The sequence below is a fragment of the Aliivibrio sifiae genome (genome assembly GCF_002954705.1).
Classification (GTDB): Bacteria; Pseudomonadota; Gammaproteobacteria; order Enterobacterales; family Vibrionaceae; genus Aliivibrio; species Aliivibrio sifiae_A.
Window position 1 is genome coordinate 2,127,631 of the sequence record NZ_MSCO01000001.1, and the last position, 20,176, is coordinate 2,147,806.

Consider the following 20,176-nt stretch of genomic DNA (forward strand, 5'->3'; position numbering starts at 1 on the left):
ACTAGTAACCTATCAATGTATTAATTAAGCAACTTTAGTGATTTTTACTGGGCACTTTTTGTAATCCGTCTGTTTAGACAGTGGATCAGTTGCGTCCAGAATCAACTTGTTAATTAAGATGCGAGCATCAAAGAATGGTACAAATACCAATCCTTCAGGCGGACGGTTACGGCCACGAGTTTCAACACGTACTCTAACTTCACCACGTTTATTAGAAATTAATACTTCATCACCACGACGTAGATTACGTTTCTTCGCATCTGCAGGGTGGATATAACAAAGGGCATCTGGTACCGCTTTATAAAGCTCAGGAACACGACGGGTCATGGTTCCTGTGTGCCAATGCTCAAGAACACGACCAGTACATAACCACATATCAAACTCATCACCAGGTACTTCTGGTGGCGCTTCATAAGGTGCAGAGATAATTAAAGCTTTACCATCAGGCTTACCATAGAAGTCCCAATCAGAGCCTTTTTTAGCGTATGGATCTGAACCTTCTTTAAAGCGCCATAATGTTTCTTTACCATCAACAACAGGCCAACGTAGGCCACGTACTTGGTGGTAAGTATCGTATGGTGCTAAATCATGTCCATGACCACGACCAAAGCTAGCATATTCCTCAAACAAGCCTTTTTGAACATAAAAACCTTGTGCTTTAGCATCATCATTTAGTTCTTGAGCTTCTGATAATGGGAAAGCATCTACATGACCGTTTTTGTAAAGTACGTCATACATTGTTTTACCACGGAATTCTGGAGCTTTAGCTAATAGCTCTTCGCCCCACACTTCTTCTACTGTGAAGCGTTTTGAGAATTCCATGATTTGCCATAAATCAGATTTAGCTTCGCCTTTTGCTTGTACTTGTTGGTACCAAGCTTGAGTACGACGCTCAGCATTACCATATGCACCTTCTTTTTCTACCCACATTGCTGTAGGAAGAATGAGATCCGATGCTTGAGCTGTTGCTGTTGGGTATGGGTCTGAACATACAATGAAGTTCTCAGGGTTACGGTAACCAGGTAAACGTTCTGTATTAATATTTGGACCGGCTTGCATGTTGTTATTACACATAACCCAATAAGCGTTAATCTTGCCGTCTTTAAGCATGCGATCTTGAACAACTGCGTGTGCACCAGGTTTGCCGTTCAATGTACCTTCTGGTAATTTCCAGATTTTTTCTGAAATTGCACGGTGCTTAGGATTAGCAACAACCATGTCAGCAGGTAGACGATGTGAGAATGTACCTACTTCACGAGCAGTACCACATGCTGAAGGCTGACCAGTCAATGAGAATGGACTGTTACCAGGTGTTGAAATCTTACCCGTTAACAAGTGAATGTTATAGACAAGGCTGTTCATCCAAACACCACGAGTGTGCTGGTTCATACCCATTGTCCATAAAGACATTACTTTCGTTTTTGGATCCGCGTATTGCTTAGCTAATGTGATCAGGTCTTCTTCTGATACACCTGACATTTCAGATGCTTTTTCTGCTGTGTATGGTGCAACTGATGCTTTATATTCCTCAAAACTGATTGAACTCATCACTCCAGAGTTAGGATTTTCCGCTTTCATTTGTAGCGGGTCAGTATCACGAAGACCATAACCGATATCTGTCGTTGCTTGCTTGAAGTTCGTGTGTTTATTTACGAAATCCCAGTTTACTGCATCGTTTTGAATGATGTAGTTAGCGATGAAGTTAGCAATAGCAAGATCAGATTGAGGTTCAAAAATGTACCCTTTATCAGCTAACTCAAATGAGCGGTGGTAATAAGTAGATAACACATTAACTTTAACGTGTGGATTACTTAAACGACGATCAGAAATACGAGTCCATAGTACCGGATGCATTTCCGCCATGTTTGAGCCCCACAGAACAAAAGAGTCTGCGTGTTCAAAGTCATCGTAACAACCCATTGGTTCATCAATACCAAACGTACGCATAAACGCACCTACTGCAGAAGCCATGCAGTGGCGAGCATTTGGATCGATGTTATTTGAGCGGAAACCCGCTTTCATCAATTTAACGGCGGCGTAGCCTTCCATTACTGTCCACTGACCTGAACCAAACATACCAACACCTGTTGGACCGTGTTTTTTCAGAGCGGCTTTCCATTTCTCAGCCATGGTGTCAAAAGCTACGTCCCAAGAAACAGGAGTAAAGTCACCTTCTTTATCATATTGGCCATCAGTCATACGCAGCATTGGCGTTTGAAGGCGATCTTTTCCGTACATAATTTTAGAAAGGAAGTAACCTTTAATACAGTTAAGACCTTTGTTTACCGGCGCTTCAGGATCACCTTGAGTCGCAACAACGCGACCATCTTGGGTGCCTACAAGTACAGAACAACCAGTACCACAAAAACGACAAGGCGCTTTATCCCATTTAATTTTTGTTTGGTCAGAACTAACGATTAAATTAGTTGCTGATGCAGGTAAAGTAACCCCCGCAACAGCTGCAGCCGAAGCTGCTGCGTTTGCTTTAACAAACGCACGTCTTGTCATTTTCATGATTCATCCTCACATTGCGAATCAAAGTGCTCGATTTGGTGGAAAACTAAAGCGACATTTAGAATTCCTTCGAAGTCATTTATTTTATCGATTGAATCGGTGATATATCCTTGGTTCTCAGTTTCAAGAACAACAATTAACTTGCCCTCTTCACTTTCGCCATAGATTTCCGTATTCGGTAGTGCCAGTATTTTTTCTTTTGTCTGCTTTAAAAATTCAGGTTTAACATGAACCACTAAACTTGAAATATGAACTTCATTCTCAGGCAAATTCTCTAGCATTATTTTTGCTCTTCCAGTGTCATGCTGATAGCAGAGGTAGGGCAAGCGGCTACGCAGCCTCCACATCCATTACAAACATCTAAGTTAATTTGAGGCTGAGCAACGTTCCCCAGCACTAATTGAAAGCGAATGGCCTGTGTTTCACACATATCGCTACAACTACGACATTCAACCGATTGTTTTGCTAAGCAGCCTTCATTTATAGATATTTTATGAGAAAAAGCTGACACAATGGTTAAATCAAATAGATTATCAGGGCAAATATTGGCGCATTCTTCACAGAACGTGCACTCTCCCTTTGAAAAGTCGACAATAGGAAAACCACCATCGCCTTTAACAATTATTTCTTCTTCGCACGCCTTAATACACTTTTCACATTGAGTACATTGAGATACGAATTTGGCTTCGTTATCAACCCAAGGTAGTCGTTGTTGTATTAAAGGATGTATTTTTTCTTTATTAGAGAAACGACGAAAAAGACCACGTTTAGAATGGTCAATCGCATTATCTTGACTCATCTATTCATAACTCCAATTGTCTATTCACATTTTTATACGATGAATTTTAAATTTTGTTATATTTATTGATATACCCCATAATGGCTAAACAAGGGGTACATTTGTTTTAGATCAATTTTTAAAACAAATAAAAACAACAAAATAGAGATCATTTGCCTTTAACTAATCATAGGCCACAATTAACAAAGATGAAACATACCAAAACCTCAATTCTAACAAAAACAATTGCTCAAGTGATGTTGTGGATAGTTCTCATTTCCATAATTACAACTAGCTTGGCTTTAATTACCCTATCTTCTAGTTTAAAGGATGCTGAAGCAGTCAATATTGCAGGTTCATTACGTATGCAAAGTTATCGATTAGCTTATGATATTGAAAGTGATTCGCCAGAAATAATAAATCACTTAAATAAATTTTCTGACTCTATTGAATCTCCTTCCTTTCAAACATTAGAGCAATGGTTTGTTCCTGATGATATTGAACTTTCTTATCAGGATATTCGTCTGCAATGGCATGCTTTAAAGCCAGCATTACTTAGTGATAATAAGCAAATTTATCTAAATAAAGTCTCTTTATTTGTAGATGAAATAGATCACTTTGTTTTCCGATTACAAGAGTTCTCAGAAAGAAAGTTACAACTTTTATCGTTTATCGGGGCTCTTGGATTATCGTTAATTGTGTTTTTAAGTATCTTTATTATCTTTTTTACTCAAAGACAAATCGTGACGCCATTGCACCGACTTGTACAAGCAAGTAAAGCTATGACAAACGGAAATTATTCTGTTCAAGTTGATTTAAGAAGCGACAATGAATTAGGCCAATTAAGTGATTCATTTAATCATATGGCAAAGCAAATCCATCTAAATTACAAAGAATTAGAAAATAGAGTAGAAGATAAAACTAAAAAATTAAGTCAAGCGAATCGTTCACTTACAACGCTTTATCACTGTTCGCAACAACTATCCGCATCTCAACTAGATGAGCAAACGTTTAAAAATATTCTTGATACCTTTGTACACATCGAAGGCATAACAAGTGCTCGTTTAATTGTTGAAGAAGAATCTGGTGGTGATTGGGAAATTACCAGTGGCGAAGCGAATGATTCCCCTTGGAGTTTGCAAGAACTTAGCATTGACGGAGAACAACTTGGTTACTTAATGTGGCAATTCTCTCTTCCTTGCCCTGATCAAAAACTGATCATTAATATTTCAAATATTCTTGCTCGTGGTGTTTTTTATAACCAAGCTCAAAAACAAACTCACCAACTTATATTGTTAGAAGAGCGCTCGGCCATTGCTCGTGAACTGCACGATTCTTTAGCTCAGTCTTTATCTTATTTAAAAATTCAAACTACATTACTAAAACGCCAACTTGCGAAGTGTGACTGCAAAAATACAGGTAATACATTAATAGAGTTAGATGAAGGACTTAAAAGTGCCTATACTCAATTGAGAGAGTTACTTAATACTTTTAGGCTAACCATCAATAAAGCTCACTTTGGAGAGGCCTTACAAGAAATTACAACGACACTGGCTGCGCAAACTAGTATAAATATTAGAGTAAATAATGAACTGCCTTCATTGCCAATAAATGCCCAACAGCATGTCCATTTATTGCAATTAATACGTGAAGCGACATTAAATGCCATCAAACACTCAAAAGCTGATAATATTATCATTACGTGTTTTCAAGAAAGTGAGCAAGGCTGCATTAACATTGAAGACGATGGAGTAGGATTTGATCCTACAGAAGAAAAGATTAATCATTATGGATTAAGAATAATGCAAGAACGCGCAAACTGTGTTCATGGCACTTTATCGATATCCTCTGAATTTGAACACGGTTGTACAGTGAACGTTATGTTTCCACTAAACCAATAAAAATAAAATAGAAGGTAAAAATTATGTGGAATGTTGTTATCGTTGATGATCACCCGTTAATGCGTCGTGGTATTGGCCAACTTCTCTCTTTTGATGACGAATTTGCACTAACAGGCGAAGCAAGTAACGGTACAGATGCGGTAGCTCTTATCTCTCAAGATGAGCCTGACTTAGTCTTACTTGATCTTAATATGAAAGGCATGTCGGGGCTTGATACATTACACGCACTACGAAGTGAAGGGGTAACATGCCCTATCGTAATTTTAACCGTTTCAGATAACAAACAAGACATCAAAACACTGGTTAAAGCCGGTGCTGATGGTTACTTATTAAAAGACAGCGAACCTGATGAGCTAATTGCCTTATTAAAAGAAGCAATGCGAGGCGGAAAAGCCTATTCTGAACAAGTTAAAATGTGTTTAGAGCAAGATCATAATGGTGACGATAAGTTATCAAGTCTAACAGCAAGAGAGCTAGAGATTTTACAGAACGTTGCTAAAGGTATGCGAAACAAACAAGTCGCTGATAAGTTATTTATCTCTGAAGCTACCGTTAAAGTACACATGAAAAGTTTATTGAAAAAACTAAATGTAAAGTCACGAGTTGCAGCAACGTTACTTTACTTGGATTCTTAATATGAAAAAATTGCTCACCGCAACCCTAAGCTTATTTTTATTAAGTGGCTGTATATCGACAACCCAGCCTCTAGATAACAATTCAAGTTCAGTCGCTCTTCATTATAATGACAATGGAAATAAACAGTGCTCTGAATTAGGAACAGTGACAGGTAGCGAGGGGCATTGGTATACCTTCTTTTTTATATCCAACAAAGAGTTAATGATCTCGGCGGTTAACGATATAAAAAACGAAGCTTATTCTTTGGGTGCAAATACCGTCATACTTCAAGATCCTATGCCATTTAATACATCAATCACCCTACTTGGTACAGCCTATTCTTGTCCTTAGGCATACTTGATATTCCAACCAATAAAAACAAAAATGCCAACATATTTGTTGGCATTTTTATTTAAATTTCATCATCATTAGATTATTAATGATACAACGTTGATGCGATTTCATCTTCTCGTGAACACACCCACTCAGGATCATAAGGCCCCCAATCTGACAAGCGGTAATACCCGTCATTATGGCGACGTCCATCTTGAATGAACATCAATTCAATACCAATGCCAGGTAAGGCTTTCAATACATCTTGAATCGTACGACGAGGCCAACCTGTTAATTCGACAAGCTTCGGTACATTTGGTCTTTCTAAATTATGCACCAACAACGCTAAATATAAGCGTCTGGCAAACACTGGATTCAACTCCATTGATACCTCCTGATTTAATAATAACAATTATTAATCATTCAATATTTATGATGTTGAGATTGATCAACTAATTACGAAAATAATCGCACAATTCCACTAAAAAACACATAAAAATGCATTTATTGTAATTAATTTTCATAACTATCACTAATAACCTAGGTCAAATTATCCAATATTAACGGTTCCTCCTCCCTTTACAGTTCCACCACATCCAACTTTGTCCCCATTACGAGCAGCAGGCTGACCGTCAATAAAAACAGTACTTGAACCACCAGAAATAAATCTAGGATGAGGAGGATGCTTTGGCTTCACATGAGGAGCTAAAGGATCGCCTTTTCTTGCAGCTGGAACACCATCGACTTTAACTGTCGCTGAACCTGCCAATATTGGACTGGGATGAAAACCATCATGTGCACTGCCTATATCTCCAACCTTTACTGCATTCCCCATCATGTATGCCCTTATTAATGTCGATAACAAAGTGTATATTTTCTATACAAACAAAAATAATGTACTTAAGAAAAAGACGAGTCACTTCAAATAATAATCAATAGAATGATAAATTATGCTCAAGACTGGCGTATTGGTTCAATTCTCGTTATAAAGGAGTTAATAATTAATAACATAATGAAGAAAGCCATGACTACAATTTACGGAATAAAAAACTGCGATACGATAAAGAAGTGTAAAAAATGGTTAGACGCAAATGAAATCAACTTTACTTATCATGACTACCGCACTGATGGTATTGATAAAGAGATGGTGACAACTTTTGTTAAACAGCTTGGCTGGGAAAATGTTGTCAATAAAAGAGGCACAACTTACCGCCAATTAACGGATGAGCAGAAAAATACTCTAAATGAAGAAAGTGCGATTGAATTATTACTAGAAATGCCAGCCATGATTAAACGCCCTGTATTAGTTCATAACAATGAATACCACTTAGGGTTTAAACCTGCTCAATATGAAACTCTATTTACCGTTTAAAACTCGTAATTTTGATGACTAATTAAAGATAAAGTAAAGGAATACACCATGACAGACACCCCAACGTTAGCTCTTGCAAAAGATTTATTAAGCCGCCAATCTGTTACCCCTGAGGACGCCGGTTGCCAAGAGCTTATGATAAAACGGCTAGAAGCGCTTGGTTTTACAATAGAAGTGATGGTATTTGAAGATACGACTAATTTTTGGGCTCGCCGTGGTACTGAAGCGCCTTTATTTACCTTTGCTGGTCATACCGATGTAGTACCAACTGGCTCATTAGATCATTGGAATACCAACCCATTTGAACCAACAATCATTGATGGCATGTTATACGCTCGTGGTGCTGCTGATATGAAGGGTTCTTTGGCTTGCATGGTTGTGGCCGTTGAACGCTTTGTTACAGAGCATCCTAACCATAAAGGCTCTATTTCTTTCTTAATTACCTCTGATGAAGAAGGTCCATTTATTAATGGAACAACACGCGTCGTTGATACCCTAAAAGATCGAAATGAAATCATCGATATGTGTATTGTCGGTGAGCCATCTAGTACTGAGTATGTGGGTGATGTTGTAAAGAATGGTCGTCGTGGCTCTCTGACTGGAAATTTAACAGTGAAAGGGATTCAAGGCCACGTTGCTTATCCACATATTGCACGTAATCCTATTCATCAAGCGATGCCAGCATTAACAGAACTAGCAACAACAGAGTGGGACACCGGTAATAATTACTTCCCACCAACAAGTTTTCAAATTCCTAATATTAATGGAGGTACTGGCGCTTCTAATGTAATACCTGGTGATGTAGAAATCATGTTCAACTTTCGCTTTAGTACTGAATCTACGGTTGAAGACCTACAACAGCATGTCATTGATACTTTAAATAAGTACGATTTAGAATACGATTTAGATTGGATCATCAATGGCCTTCCATTCTTAACCGATACAGGTGATCTTTTAACAGCTGTTGTTGATGCAGTAGATACAGTCAACCAGCAAAAACCTCAACTATTGACCACTGGTGGTACTTCTGATGGGCGTTTTATTGCTCAAATGGGGTCTCAAGTCATCGAACTTGGTCCTGTTAATGCGACAATTCACAAAGTGAACGAATGCGTTAAAGTCGATGATCTAGAAAAGCTAACTGATATGTATCAACAAGTGCTTAATAATCTATTTTCTTGATGATTTTTGAGTATATGATGGGAGGGTTTCGATCCTCTCTTCTTTAATGTGGTAAATTATGGAAAAAGCACAACTTACAGGTCTTTCAACCCAACACCTCTCTTTTGTAACAGCTAATCGTCAACTTCATCGCCATTGCGTTACTTCTTTTTACGCATTAACACAGGCCGCACTCAACGCAGGTTTTACACTTACCATTGCAAGCAGTTTCCGTGATTTTGAACGTCAATTAATGATTTGGAATAATAAGTTCAATGGGATCCGTCCTATTTTAGGTGAAGATGGGCAGCCACTGAATACTGACAATATGAGTGAGCTAGATAAAATCCATGCAATTATGCGTTGGTCAGCCCTTCCTGGTGGAAGTCGTCATCATTGGGGTACAGATCTTGATATTTATGCATCAAATACTCTCCCTGAAAACACAGCGCTTCTGCTAGAACCTTGGGAATATAATACAGGGCACCAAGCCTCGTTTAGTATATGGCTACAAGAAAATGCACATAAGCATGGTTTCTTTTTTCCTTATAAAGTAGACAGACAAGGCGTCGCTATTGAACCTTGGCATGTGAGCCATAAAGAGCAAAGCTCACTATTTATGACCGAATTAACTCCCGAAGTACTTTTAAACGCATGGGAAAATGTCGAATTAGCAGGAAAAGATACTATTATTAAACACATTGATACGTTATTTGTTCGCTACATTACTAATATTAATAAGGAATAAATATGGAATGGTTAATGAATCCTTGGGTTATTATTGTCATCGTTTTAAGTGTTGTTATTGGTAACCTTGCTGCCCTAAAAGCAACAGCAAATATGAAATTTAAATCAAAGGAAAAGCTTTACTCACAAAAAAATGAGCATGAATCATCAGAAGACGATAATTCAATAACATCCTCAAATGAAGAAAGCATCACTACAGAACAAAACAATGAAAAAAAAGACGTTCACTAATGTGAACGTCTTTAACTATTTAAATAAACGCTGTTAATTTAATACTAAATTCTACTCTTCTTCCGTTTTCACTTTAGGTGCATTATTTGATTTTTCAATCATCGCAGCTAAAACTGGAACAACAGAATCCAACGTTGCTTCATCTACAGGCTTACCAGCAGCATCTGTAACATTAATCGATGTTCGGTTACCTAAATCACCTAATAATAGATTATAAGTGCGGCCTTCAAAAGCCAATGGCTTCGTTCCTATTTCTTTCCAATATTCATCATCAGGCTCTCTATATTTTACCTTAATGGTACCTTGAGAACGGTTTCTATCTTCAATTTCTAACCCCATCATTGGTAGTAATTCACCAAGACGTTCCCAGAAAATATTATAAGGCGCACGAGCAATAATAATTGGAAGACCACTTCTATCTTGTCCCATAGAAATAGGAATACGCTTCACTAATTCCTCAGCACGAATACGCGCTTCTTCACGCAATTGAGCATCGTAAGCTGACGTTACTAAATTTGTCATCAAGATGTTGTAACGCGCTTTATTAGCCAAAGTAACGTCTGTTTTCTTACCATCTACTTGCCAATCAATCAGTGATATTTGGAAACCAGAACGTCTATTTTGACTTAGTTTATTGATCTTATAGCGAGCACCAAACTCATGGTCTTCATCTTCTGAGTTCCACTTTATCCAATCCGTTTCTAATTCAGAATCAGTTTGCACTTTTAAACCGATATCGCGTTTTTTAATTAAAGTTAACACGGTCTGCCAAAGTTTATCGACCTCTTCTTCTTTAATCAGCCAAACAGTCACTTCTCCATTTAACTCTTCAACTCGAGCACCAGGAATAAGCTCAAGAACCTGCTGAGGTGGACGAATATCGACATTTTTACCAATACCACCAATAAATTCTCCTTGAGGGATATCATATTGAGGATAAAACTCAGGTTTAGCATCAGCAGGTTGCTTCCACTCAACGAGCGGCGGCGTATCCAAATACTTAAAGTCTTGCTTAGCTTGGCGACGCTCTGTTGGACTGCTTGAACATGCTGATAAAACAGCAATCATTAATGATCCAACAACAAAGCGAGTGTTCACTTTCATTTTCAATCCTATTATTTCAACACACCAGCACTAATTAAGGCTTGTTCAACCACAGGCTGTAATGATGAGCTTAGCTCCGTCAATGGTAAACGAATATCTGAATGAGTAATCATACCTAAACGATGTGCTGCCCATTTCACAGGAATTGGGTTTGCTTCAACGAATAAATCTTTATGTAGTGGCATTAAGCGTTGGTTAATCACTTCCGCTTCTTCAAACTTACCTTGAGCCGCTAGTGCGAACATCGTTGCCATCTCTTTTGCTGCAATATTTGAGGTTACCGAAATAACACCGTGACCGCCTAACTTAACAAAATCAAGCGCCGTTGCATCATCACCACTAAGTTGGATAAATTTTTCGCCACAAAGTTCACGAGTAAGTGCAACTCTATCTAGATCAGCCGTTGCATCTTTTAGTGCAACAATGTTGTCAAACTCTGACAGACGAGCAACCGTTTCTGGTAACAAATCAACCGCAGTACGTCCGGGTACATTATAAAGGATCTGAGGAATGTCTGTTGCTTCAGAAATCGCTTTATAATGCTGGAACAAACCTTCTTGTGTTGGTTTGTTATAGTAAGGCGTCACACTTAAACAGCCAGCAACACCTGAGTCATGGAAAAGCTTACTAAATGTTACCGCCTCATGAGTGGCATTAGCACCAGTACCTGCAATAACAGGAATACGTCCATCTGCAAACTCTAGTGTTTTCATTACTAGTTTGACATGCTCTTCTACACTTAATGTCGCTGACTCTCCCGTTGTACCCACAGCAACGATGCCATTTGTACCGGCATCAATATGATAATCAACAAGATTTTTTAAGCTGGTGTAATCTACTTCACCATCAGTATCTAATGGTGTTACTAATGCGACAATGCTACCTGAGAACATATCCTTCTCCCTTTTATCTTAGCTTGAACGTGTAAACTAATTTTGTTATTCATTAATATCATTGCAAAGAGTCATCGTCCTTGACCATGATGTTTTATCTGGTTTTCATCTTCTTATGCAATGAGCAAAATCATTCACTCAATATACCTCAAGGATATTACATAAGAGCCTATGTTGTAGAGTCTTTTTTTTGACGATTGTTCACTATTGCTTGCTTATCACACAATCACTTGCGTGTTAGTATTGGGTTATCTTTTTCAACAACGAGCTTTTTATGCCTCAATACCTTGTAATTACCGCGGTCGGTACAGACAGACCTGGTATCTCTAATAAGGTGACTCGCCTTGTCACTGAGTCAAGCTGCAATATCGTAGATAGCCGTATCGCCTCATTTGGTAATGAGTTTACATTAATCATGTTGTTGTCTGGCACAGCGAACGCGATTTCTCGTATTGAAAATACCCTACCTTTACTTGGACAACAGCATGATTTAACGACCATGATGAAACGAACCTCTCCCCATCAAGAGAAAGATATTTTCTATACGATTGATGCGTTCGTTGAATCAGAAGATCGTCCGGGCTTAACTGAGAAATTTACTGACTTCCTAGCAAATCGAGACATCGATTTAAAAACGCTAAGTGCGCAAACCCTTAAAAAGGGAGAGCACCAAAATACTTTTCAAATTCAAATCACCGCAGAGATCTTTCAAGAATGTCATATTATGGAGATCCAAGAAGAGTTTGAATCTCTATGTGATTTATTAAGTGTCAGCGGTAAAATTAATTTTTATAAAAATTCCCTCTAATAATAAAAAGTAATTCAAAAGGAAATATCATGATCACACCACTAGAAGCAGGGGCTCCTGCACCAAACGTTTCACTTCTTGATCAACATGGAGAGTCTATTTCTCTTTCTGATTTAAAAGGTAAAAAGGTTTTATTTTATTTCTACCCAAAAGCAATGACTCCAGGGTGCACAGTTCAAGCTCAAGGTCTTCGTGATATTAAAGCCGAATTAGATGCCCATAATGTCGTCACTCTTGGTGTTAGTATTGATCCTGTAAAACGTTTAGGTAAATTCATCGAACGTGACGAGTTAAACTTCACATTATTATCAGATGAAGATCATGCCGCTGCTGATGCTTTTGGTGTCTGGGGTCAGAAAAAATTCATGGGGAAAACTTATGATGGATTACACCGCATTAGCTTTTTGATCAATGAAGAAGGTGTTATTGAACACGTCTTCAATAAGTTCAAGACAAAAACTCACCACGAAGTGGTATTGGACTATTTAAACGAGAAATAATCGTTTTAAAAACTCAAAATAAAAAGGCGATGCTTATTAAAAGCACCGCCTTTTTATTTGTTAAGCTGCCTTATGCTTTATTAAACACTTCATCTGTTGCAGGAAGCGCTTTCCATACCGCCTTCACTAATGTTGCTAACGGAATGGCAAAGAAAACCCCCCAAAAGCCCCATAATCCACCAAACACCAGTACCGATACAATAATAGCGACCGGATGAAGGTTAACGGCTTCAGAAAAAAGTACAGGCACTAAAACATTACCATCGAGTGCTTGAATAATGCCATAAGCGACTATCAACCAATAAAAGTCAGGCGTTAATCCCCACTGAAATAGAGCAACAATAGCAATAGGAACGGTAACTGCAGCGGCTCCTATATAAGGAATCAATACAGAAAACCCAACCATTACAGCGAGCAATAAGGCATAACGTAAATCCATAATAAAGAAAGTAATGTAGCTCACGCCACCGACAATCAGAATTTCAACTACCTTTCCTCTAATGTAATTACTGATCTGTTCATTCATCTCAACCCATACTTTTGTCGCTAAACGACGATTCTTTGGCAGAATATTACTCATTGTTCTTACCATCTCTTCTTTATCTTTTAATAAAAAGAAAACAAGCAACGGAACAAGGATCAAATACACCCCTAACGCAGCAATACTGACTAATGATGCCAATGAGCCTTTAACCATGGTTTCGCCCATGCCAAGAACTTTGCCACGAATGGTTTCTAGTAAAGTATCAATCGATTGAGGTTGAATCAGTTCAGGGTAACGTCCCGGAAGGCTAGATAGCAAATTGTGCAATCCATTAAACATCGATGGCACATCATTAATTAAGTTACCGACTTGATTCCAAATTGTAGGAACTAACCCAAAAACAGCCATTAACATAACGCTAATAAATAAAATAATAACGAGCATGACTGACAGTGTTCTTGGTATACCTAATTTACTCAGTTTTACCACTGGCCATTCAAGTAAATATGCAAGAACAATAGCCACCAACAAGGGAGCAATTAAATGACCAAAAAAGTAGATCGTGATAAACCCAACGATAAGAATCGCAACAAGGCTAACGGCATGAGGATCAGAAAAGCGGCGTTTATACCACTGTGTAACCATATCTAACATATTAAGTTCTACTTTTTTATGATGGTTAAAAGTGAGTAGGTGTCAGCATGCTCTAATTGAATATCAAATAGATGCTGTTCGAAGTATGACATCATATCGCTTAAAGACGCTTTGTCGACGACTTTGATTTGTAACATTTCATTTTTAATTAATGATTTACTGGCCCGTTTTGCTAATAACAGCGACATTGGGCAACGATGTTGTGATAAATCTAACCTTCTGGTTTCCATTCAGCGACTCTATAGATATGATAGATTTCAATTGAAAGAGTATAAATCACATAATTACGACAAAAAAGAAACCAATTCTAAATTTGGCGCTCTTATTCATCAAGATTACGTTATTATCTCTCTATAAGAGAATGTTATTGAAAAGGATTTGTAAAAACGACATGTTCAAATTAAAAAAGCTGGCCAGTTGTTTACTGATCACCTCATTATTGACAAGTACTCTTCCCGTTTATGCAAAGAACGATTTAAATTTACCGGATATAGGGACCACAGCAGCATCAACCTTAACGATTGACCAAGAGTTAATCTATGGTGATGCATATATGCGTATGCTTCGAGCAAGCCAGCCTGTTATTAACGATCCTGTTTTAGCTGAATATGTTCAAGTCCTAGGGCATCGATTAGTCGCAAATGCGAGCGATGTAAAAACCCCTTTTCATTTTTTCTTAATTAATAATAGAGAAATTAATGCCTTTGCCTTTTTTGGCGGTTACGTAGCACTTCATTCTGGGTTATTTTTATACGCCCAATCAGAAAGTGAATTAGCCTCTGTTGTCGCTCACGAAATTGCACATATAACTCAACGCCACTTAGCTCGTAGTATGGAAGATCAAGCAAGGCGCTCACCAGCTACTGTAGCTGCACTTATTGGATCTTTACTATTAGCAATAGCAGCTCCAGAAGCAGGAATAGCAGCAATTCATGCAACCACTGCCGGGGCGATGCAAAGTTCAATTAACTACACTCGTAGTAATGAGAAAGAGGCAGATAGGTTTGGTATTGATACTTTAGCTAAATCAGGTTTTGATGTCTCAGCGATGCCTCGATTTTTCTCTCGCCTAGCTGATCAATACCGCTATGCAAGCACACCACCACCCATGCTACTAACCCACCCGCTGCCAACGTCTCGTATTACCGACAGTAGAGAAAGAGCACAACAGTACCCTATGCGCCGAGTAAATACCTCATTACGCTATCATCTTGCGCGGTCTCGCATTGTTGCACGCTTTGCTGGTATTGACAGTGGCGCAGCTCTAGACTGGTTTTCTCGTAAATCAAAAACTCACAATAACGATATTAAACAAGCGCTAAATTACGGCAGAGCGCTAGTGTATATTGATTCAAAACAATATGACAAAGCACAACCAATCATGAATGATCTATTAAGAAAAGATCCTCTTAATACATTTTATATTGATGCGGCTACCGATTTAGATCTCTATACAAAAAAAAATCAGCAAGCAGTTAAACGCTTAAAAGACAGCTTAGTGCAATTACCAAATAACCCAGTATTAACGATTAACTATGCTCACGCTCTTGCGGAATCCAATAAACTGTCAGAAGCCATACGTGTTTTACAGCGTTATACTCATGATTATCCAGATGACCCTACAGGATGGCAGTTACTTTCTAAGGCCTACCATGACAATGGCAGTACTAATGGTGAATTAGCCGCAAGGGCAGAAGTATATGCCTTAAAGGGTATGTGGAATAAAGCCCTCAGCAATTATACTCAAGCAAGTCAATTGGTTGAGTTTGGAAGTTTAGACCAAGCTAGATACGACGCAAGAATTGATCAGCTCCGTCTATCACGAGAACGTTTTAGCACCTTATAATCAAAAGGAAAAAATATGTCTGTTGTTATTTTTCACAACCCTCGTTGTTCAAAAAGTCGTGAAACCTTAGCGTTACTTGAAGAAAGAGGAATTACTCCAAATGTGGTTAAATATTTAGAAGAAGCACCGAGTACTGATGCATTAAAAGCACTATTTTCTCAATTAGGTTTTACTTCTGTTCGTGACATGATGAGAACAAAAGAAACTGAATATAAAGAACAAAATCTAGGTGATAGCTCTGTGACTGACGAACAGTTATTTGAAGCAATGGCACGAACACCAAAGCTAATGGAGCGTCCAATAGTAGTTAACAATAACCAAGCAAGAATGGGACGTCCACCCGAGAAAGTATTAGAAATTTTATAAAACAACACCAAGGAAAAGACATGGATTCAGTTGCAATGAGCGCAGAGACGAAGCGCTACCGTTTACTTGCTTTGTTTTGTAATTTAGCACTACTCATTTTTATTACACTTTGGCATAGTACATTCTCCCCCCACCCATTAATTAACCCTTATGGCGTGACTGTGGCATGGATAATTCCTATGCTGTTTCCGTTAAAGGGCATAATTCAAGGTAAGCCTTACACTCATGCTTGGGCTAACTTTATTTTAATGTTTTATTTTTTACATGGTTTAACCATTCTTTGGCTTGATGAAGGCGAACGATACTTTGCACTGATTGAGGTAATTCTTACTACAGGTGCGTTTGTAGGTAATATTTATTACGCTCGCCTTCGAGGTAAAGAGCTCGGATTAAAACTGAAACGTTTATCTGAAGTTGAAAAAATAGAAAAAGCAAAATTCACTGAAGGTGAATAATTAAACATAAAAAAAGGTTACTCTAGAGTCACCTTTTTATTTAACTAAAATCGATTAATTTGCGCTTAATTGATACTGATGAATCACTAGTTTTTTCACTTCTAATTCATCGACCAAAGCACTCTCTTCTACGATAGGCGCCTCTTCTTTAAGTTCAGGTTCAGCTGTATCTTTCGTTACTTCAGTGGTTAATTCAGAACTGATGTCCTTATTAACGATAGGTTCTTCAGGCACCAATGATATACGAGTATTTTTACTTAATAATTCATCATTAAATTGTTGATAGTCACCTAATAGGCTTAATGTATAGGTAACTTTATCACCTTGAATTGTATCAACTTGAACACTAGCAACTGAGTTCATCTGCTTTAATAACTTCTCTAAAATGAAGAAAGCTCTTGTTGTATGAATCCCTTTAATCGATACAACTTCAGAATCACTAGCAACAGCACCTAAATTTTTCGTATAAGTTTGAGCAAAATAATCACTAACCTCGTTAACCATATCTGCTAATTGAACAGCACCTGATGATTTGCCTTCAATTGGTTTTTTCGATGTCGTCGTAAGGTATTGAGGAGTCGTATCAAACAACGTCCAACTTGAGCTATTACCACGAACTTTAACCACTAAGATAGCTTGAGGATTATAACGCTCACTCGCATCTGCAATTGGCTTTTTAAAGTTACCCCACAAATCTGGAATTTCGATAGATGTTACATCATCAAAATCTCCTACAGGAAACATAACCGGTAAACCACGTTCATTTGCAGCATTCTTAATACGAGTGATTAATGAATTGTTTGATTGTTCCCAAATGACGCTTCTCTGATAATTATATTCATTGACGACCCAAACTAATACGGGTTTACGCGGAGTCTCCCAAATACTCTGTTCTGCTTGCATTAACAAGTTTAGAACCATACTTGAGTTGTAACCTAGTTTCATACCACGAGGGGCGTCATCATGTTCAACAAAGCTCATTTGAGTTACGTAACGATCACTTCGTGTTAACGCCTTTTTTATCACTTCGTTTTCAGCAATTTCCTGTTGACCAGAAACTTTGATCAATACATTCACCAAGCCTTCTTCTTTAGCTAAACTTTCTGCTTTCTCTGCATCAGTTAATTGCACTTCGGTATGATAAAGATCCGTTTGCTGCTGCGCAAAAACAGGGCTAGCAATCATACACATTAATAAACACAAGATACGTAACATCAAACAACCTATAATTACTTTTATAATTTACCGCCGATAATAAGGGCTATCCTATTATTCAGCAAGGATTCGAATTGACTCAGATCTAACTTTCAAGCTATTAGAGTAATACTTTCTGGAAAAGTTTTATTTTTTCACGAGTGAAATCAAGATATTTATTGCTCAAATAATGATAGAATCCCTCAAATTCATTACTGGAAATGGAAATGCTATACAATTTATTCCAAGGTTTTCAAATGCTGTTTGTTGCATTTGGTGCCCTTGTCCTAGTTCCTCTTCTTACTGGCTTAGACCCTAACGTGGCTCTTTTTGGTGCTGGTATTGGTACTCTTCTCTTTCAATTAGTTACTCGTCGCTCTGTTCCTATCTTCCTCGCTTCTTCTTTCGCTTTTATCGCTCCAATTATCTACGGAACTCAAACATGGGGTATTCCAGCTACCATGGGCGGACTAATGGTCGCAGGGTTAGTGTATGTTGCATTAGGCGCGGTAATTAAAGTTAGAGGTGTCGCGTTTATTCATAAATTATTACCTCCTGTGGTTGTTGGCCCAGTAATTATGGTAATTGGTTTAGGCTTAGCTCCTACAGCTGTGAATATGGCGTTAGGAAAGACTGGTGATGGGGCTTATCAATTAGTTGATGGACAACTCGCCTTTTGGATAGCTGCAGCTTCATTATTTACAACTATTGGCGTTAGTGTTTTCTCTAAAGGTTTCTTTAAATTATTACCGATCCTTTCAGGCATCATTGTTGGTTATTCATTAAGTTTAATGTTTGGTATCGTCGATTTTACGCCTGTACACCAAGCCGCTTGGTTTGCCCTACCTAATTTCACTTATCCTGAATTTAATATCAATGCGATATTATTTATGATCCCAGTAGCTATCGCCCCAGCAGTTGAACATGTCGGTGACATGTTAGCGATTTCAAACGTTACCGGTAAAGATTATCTGAAAAAGCCTGGCCTACATCGCACGATTACAGGTGACGGTATTGCAACAATGGCAGCCTCTCTTATCGGCGCGCCACCGAACACAACTTACAGTGAAGTAACGGGCGCAGTAATGCTAACAAAAGCATTTAACCCAGTGATCATGACATGGGCTGCTGTATGCGCCATTGTTCTTGCTCTAGTTGGAAAATTAGGCGCTATGCTACAAACCATCCCTGTTCCGGTTATGGGTGGCATCATGATCTTACTCTTTGGTTCTATCGCTACGGTAGGTCTAAATACACTGATTAAAAACCAAGTTGATTTACATAAAGCACGTAATCTAACAATCGTTGGCGTAACTTTAGTCTTTGGTATTGGCGGTATGGCTGTAGGTATTGGTGACTTTAACTTACAAGGCGTAAGTCTTTGTGGGATTGTCGCTATTGCACTTAATTTAATTCTTCCTAATAACTTAGGCGAAAGCCATGTTGTTGATAATGCTCAAATGGAAGAAGACAAATAGTTCTAGGTAAGAAAAGGCTTGATGATTAATACATCAAGCCTTTTTTAATTCTTAACTTAAGTAACTAAAATTATTTAGTACCAAAGATCTTATCACCAGCATCGCCAAGACCAGGTACGATGTAACCCTTATCATTTAGCTTCTCATCAATAGCTGCAGTATAAAGCTCTACGTCTGGGTGTGCTTTTTCTAGTGCTTCAATACCTTCAGGAGCAGCAACAAGTACAAGTACTTTAAAATGCTTACAACCATTTTCTTTTAGAAGGTCTAGAGTAGCGATCATTGAACCACCAGTAGCAAGCATTGGATCAACAACAAGGGCAATACGCTCATCAATGTTAGACGCTAACTTATTAAAGTATGGTACTGGCTCTAATGTTTCTTCATCACGATAAACACCAACAACACTGATACGTGCACTTGGAATATGCTCAAGAACACCATCCATCATACCAAGACCTGCACGTAGGATTGGCACTACTGTTACTTTTTTACCTTTAATTTGGTCAACTTCAACTGGGCCATTCCAGCCGTTGATAGTTACTTTTTCTGTTTCAAAATCTGATGTTGCTTCATAAGTAAGTAGGCTACCTACTTCTGTTGCTAATTCACGAAAACGTTTAGTACTGATATCGCCTTCACGCATTAAACCAATTTTATGTTTTATTAGCGGATGTTTTACTTCAACAACTTTCATTTCTGACTCCAGATACATTAATCAAACCTTCTAATTATACATAAT

24 protein-coding genes are annotated in these 20,176 nt (G+C 38.1%); 13 read left to right on the plus strand and 11 right to left on the minus strand.

Features of this window, described 5'->3' with window-relative positions:
- Positions 1–24: 24 nt before the first annotated feature.
- The 3 genes from napA to napF are packed head-to-tail and all read right to left on the minus strand — an operon-like array spanning position 25 to position 3,313.
- The gene (napA, locus tag BTO22_RS09485) at positions 25–2,514 is read right to left on the minus strand and encodes a periplasmic nitrate reductase subunit alpha (RefSeq protein ID WP_105055264.1); all 2,490 of its coding nucleotides are present in this window, start codon (positions 2,512–2,514) and stop codon (positions 25–27) included.
- Positions 2,511–2,795 carry a chaperone NapD gene (locus BTO22_RS09490; RefSeq protein ID WP_060991613.1) on the minus strand — a complete coding sequence of 95 codons (285 nt, stop codon included), beginning with the start codon at positions 2,793–2,795 and terminating at the stop codon, positions 2,511–2,513. The genes napA and BTO22_RS09490 overlap by 4 nt, the downstream gene beginning before the upstream one ends.
- Complete coding sequence (napF, locus tag BTO22_RS09495) at positions 2,795–3,313, minus strand: ferredoxin-type protein NapF (protein ID WP_060991614.1); 519 nt, start codon at positions 3,311–3,313, stop codon at positions 2,795–2,797. Before napF ends, BTO22_RS09490 begins: the two co-directional genes overlap by 1 nt.
- Before the next feature lie 188 nt (positions 3,314–3,501).
- Here napF and narQ point away from each other — a divergent pair, with 188 nt between their 5' ends.
- From narQ to BTO22_RS09510, 3 genes are read left to right on the plus strand one after another with little or no spacing between them, the layout of a single operon-like run.
- A complete protein-coding gene (gene narQ, locus BTO22_RS09500) occupies positions 3,502–5,193 on the plus strand; it encodes a nitrate/nitrite two-component system sensor histidine kinase NarQ (RefSeq protein WP_105055265.1) in 1,692 nt (563 codons plus the stop codon).
- Positions 5,194–5,216: 23 nt separating this feature from the next.
- Complete coding sequence (locus BTO22_RS09505; RefSeq protein ID WP_060991616.1) at positions 5,217–5,828, plus strand: response regulator; 612 nt, start codon at positions 5,217–5,219, stop codon at positions 5,826–5,828.
- 1 nt (position 5,829) lies between these two features.
- On the plus strand, positions 5,830–6,159 hold the full coding sequence (locus tag BTO22_RS09510; RefSeq protein WP_105055266.1) for a DUF4156 domain-containing protein: 330 nt from the start codon (positions 5,830–5,832) through the stop codon (positions 6,157–6,159).
- A gap of 85 nt (positions 6,160–6,244) precedes the next feature.
- Here the strand turns inward: BTO22_RS09510 and BTO22_RS09515 are convergent, their stop codons facing one another.
- The gene (locus tag BTO22_RS09515) at positions 6,245–6,526 is read right to left on the minus strand and encodes a winged helix-turn-helix domain-containing protein (RefSeq protein ID WP_060991618.1); all 282 of its coding nucleotides are present in this window, start codon (positions 6,524–6,526) and stop codon (positions 6,245–6,247) included.
- A gap of 165 nt (positions 6,527–6,691) precedes the next feature.
- A complete protein-coding gene (locus BTO22_RS09520) occupies positions 6,692–6,976 on the minus strand; it encodes a type VI secretion system PAAR protein (RefSeq protein ID WP_105055587.1) in 285 nt (94 codons plus the stop codon).
- A 189-nt stretch (positions 6,977–7,165) separates the two neighbouring features.
- On the opposite strand from BTO22_RS09520, the gene BTO22_RS09525 reads away from it, so the two are divergent.
- Genes BTO22_RS09525 through BTO22_RS09540 form a run of 4 tightly spaced genes read left to right on the plus strand, consistent with a single transcriptional unit; the run spans position 7,166 to position 9,652 of the window.
- Positions 7,166–7,513, plus strand: coding sequence for an ArsC family reductase (locus BTO22_RS09525; protein ID WP_181044589.1), 348 nt, complete (start codon positions 7,166–7,168; stop codon positions 7,511–7,513).
- A 48-nt stretch (positions 7,514–7,561) separates the two neighbouring features.
- Positions 7,562–8,695 carry a succinyl-diaminopimelate desuccinylase gene (dapE, locus tag BTO22_RS09530; protein WP_105055268.1) on the plus strand — a complete coding sequence of 378 codons (1,134 nt, stop codon included), beginning with the start codon at positions 7,562–7,564 and terminating at the stop codon, positions 8,693–8,695.
- Between the two features lie 58 nt (positions 8,696–8,753).
- Complete coding sequence (locus BTO22_RS09535) at positions 8,754–9,422, plus strand: M15 family metallopeptidase (RefSeq protein ID WP_105055269.1); 669 nt, start codon at positions 8,754–8,756, stop codon at positions 9,420–9,422.
- 2 nt (positions 9,423–9,424) lie between these two features.
- Positions 9,425–9,652, plus strand: coding sequence for a DUF2897 family protein (locus BTO22_RS09540; RefSeq protein WP_105055270.1), 228 nt, complete (start codon positions 9,425–9,427; stop codon positions 9,650–9,652).
- 51 nt (positions 9,653–9,703) lie between these two features.
- On the opposite strand, the gene bamC is transcribed toward BTO22_RS09540, so the two are convergent.
- Entirely contained in the window at positions 9,704–10,756 is a 1,053-nt protein-coding gene (gene bamC / locus BTO22_RS09545; protein WP_105055271.1) for an outer membrane protein assembly factor BamC, read from the minus strand.
- Positions 10,757–10,767: 11 nt separating this feature from the next.
- The gene (dapA, locus tag BTO22_RS09550; RefSeq protein ID WP_105055272.1) at positions 10,768–11,649 is read right to left on the minus strand and encodes a 4-hydroxy-tetrahydrodipicolinate synthase; all 882 of its coding nucleotides are present in this window, start codon (positions 11,647–11,649) and stop codon (positions 10,768–10,770) included.
- A 274-nt stretch (positions 11,650–11,923) separates the two neighbouring features.
- On the opposite strand from dapA, the gene BTO22_RS09555 reads away from it, so the two are divergent.
- Together BTO22_RS09555 and bcp are read left to right on the plus strand one after the other, a co-directional pair.
- The gene (locus BTO22_RS09555; RefSeq protein WP_105055273.1) at positions 11,924–12,457 is read left to right on the plus strand and encodes a glycine cleavage system protein R; all 534 of its coding nucleotides are present in this window, start codon (positions 11,924–11,926) and stop codon (positions 12,455–12,457) included.
- Between the two features lie 32 nt (positions 12,458–12,489).
- On the plus strand, positions 12,490–12,957 hold the full coding sequence (gene bcp / locus BTO22_RS09560) for a thioredoxin-dependent thiol peroxidase (RefSeq protein WP_181044624.1): 468 nt from the start codon (positions 12,490–12,492) through the stop codon (positions 12,955–12,957).
- A gap of 70 nt (positions 12,958–13,027) precedes the next feature.
- Here the strand turns inward: bcp and BTO22_RS09565 are convergent, their stop codons facing one another.
- Together BTO22_RS09565 and BTO22_RS09570 are read right to left on the minus strand one after the other, a co-directional pair.
- A complete protein-coding gene (locus BTO22_RS09565) occupies positions 13,028–14,095 on the minus strand; it encodes an AI-2E family transporter (protein ID WP_105055275.1) in 1,068 nt (355 codons plus the stop codon).
- Between the two features lie 8 nt (positions 14,096–14,103).
- Positions 14,104–14,325: a sulfurtransferase TusA family protein gene (locus BTO22_RS09570; RefSeq protein ID WP_105055276.1), complete on the minus strand. Its 222-nt coding sequence runs from the start codon at positions 14,323–14,325 to the stop codon at positions 14,104–14,106.
- Between the two features lie 161 nt (positions 14,326–14,486).
- On the opposite strand from BTO22_RS09570, the gene BTO22_RS09575 reads away from it, so the two are divergent.
- The 3 genes from BTO22_RS09575 to BTO22_RS09585 are packed head-to-tail and all read left to right on the plus strand — an operon-like array spanning position 14,487 to position 16,762.
- The gene (locus BTO22_RS09575; RefSeq protein WP_105055277.1) at positions 14,487–15,941 is read left to right on the plus strand and encodes a beta-barrel assembly-enhancing protease; all 1,455 of its coding nucleotides are present in this window, start codon (positions 14,487–14,489) and stop codon (positions 15,939–15,941) included.
- Positions 15,942–15,956: 15 nt separating this feature from the next.
- A complete protein-coding gene (gene arsC, locus BTO22_RS09580; RefSeq protein WP_105055278.1) occupies positions 15,957–16,307 on the plus strand; it encodes an arsenate reductase (glutaredoxin) in 351 nt (116 codons plus the stop codon).
- Between the two features lie 20 nt (positions 16,308–16,327).
- On the plus strand, positions 16,328–16,762 hold the full coding sequence (locus tag BTO22_RS09585) for a DUF2069 domain-containing protein (RefSeq protein ID WP_105055279.1): 435 nt from the start codon (positions 16,328–16,330) through the stop codon (positions 16,760–16,762).
- A gap of 54 nt (positions 16,763–16,816) precedes the next feature.
- On the opposite strand, the gene BTO22_RS09590 is transcribed toward BTO22_RS09585, so the two are convergent.
- Positions 16,817–17,977, minus strand: coding sequence for a DUF2066 domain-containing protein (locus tag BTO22_RS09590; protein ID WP_105055280.1), 1,161 nt, complete (start codon positions 17,975–17,977; stop codon positions 16,817–16,819).
- Positions 17,978–18,183: 206 nt separating this feature from the next.
- On the opposite strand from BTO22_RS09590, the gene BTO22_RS09595 reads away from it, so the two are divergent.
- On the plus strand, positions 18,184–19,434 hold the full coding sequence (locus BTO22_RS09595; RefSeq protein ID WP_105055281.1) for a uracil-xanthine permease family protein: 1,251 nt from the start codon (positions 18,184–18,186) through the stop codon (positions 19,432–19,434).
- A gap of 70 nt (positions 19,435–19,504) precedes the next feature.
- Here BTO22_RS09595 and upp read toward each other — a convergent pair whose 3' ends face one another.
- Positions 19,505–20,131 carry a uracil phosphoribosyltransferase gene (upp, locus tag BTO22_RS09600; protein WP_060991633.1) on the minus strand — a complete coding sequence of 209 codons (627 nt, stop codon included), beginning with the start codon at positions 20,129–20,131 and terminating at the stop codon, positions 19,505–19,507.
- Positions 20,132–20,176 lie beyond the last annotated feature (45 nt).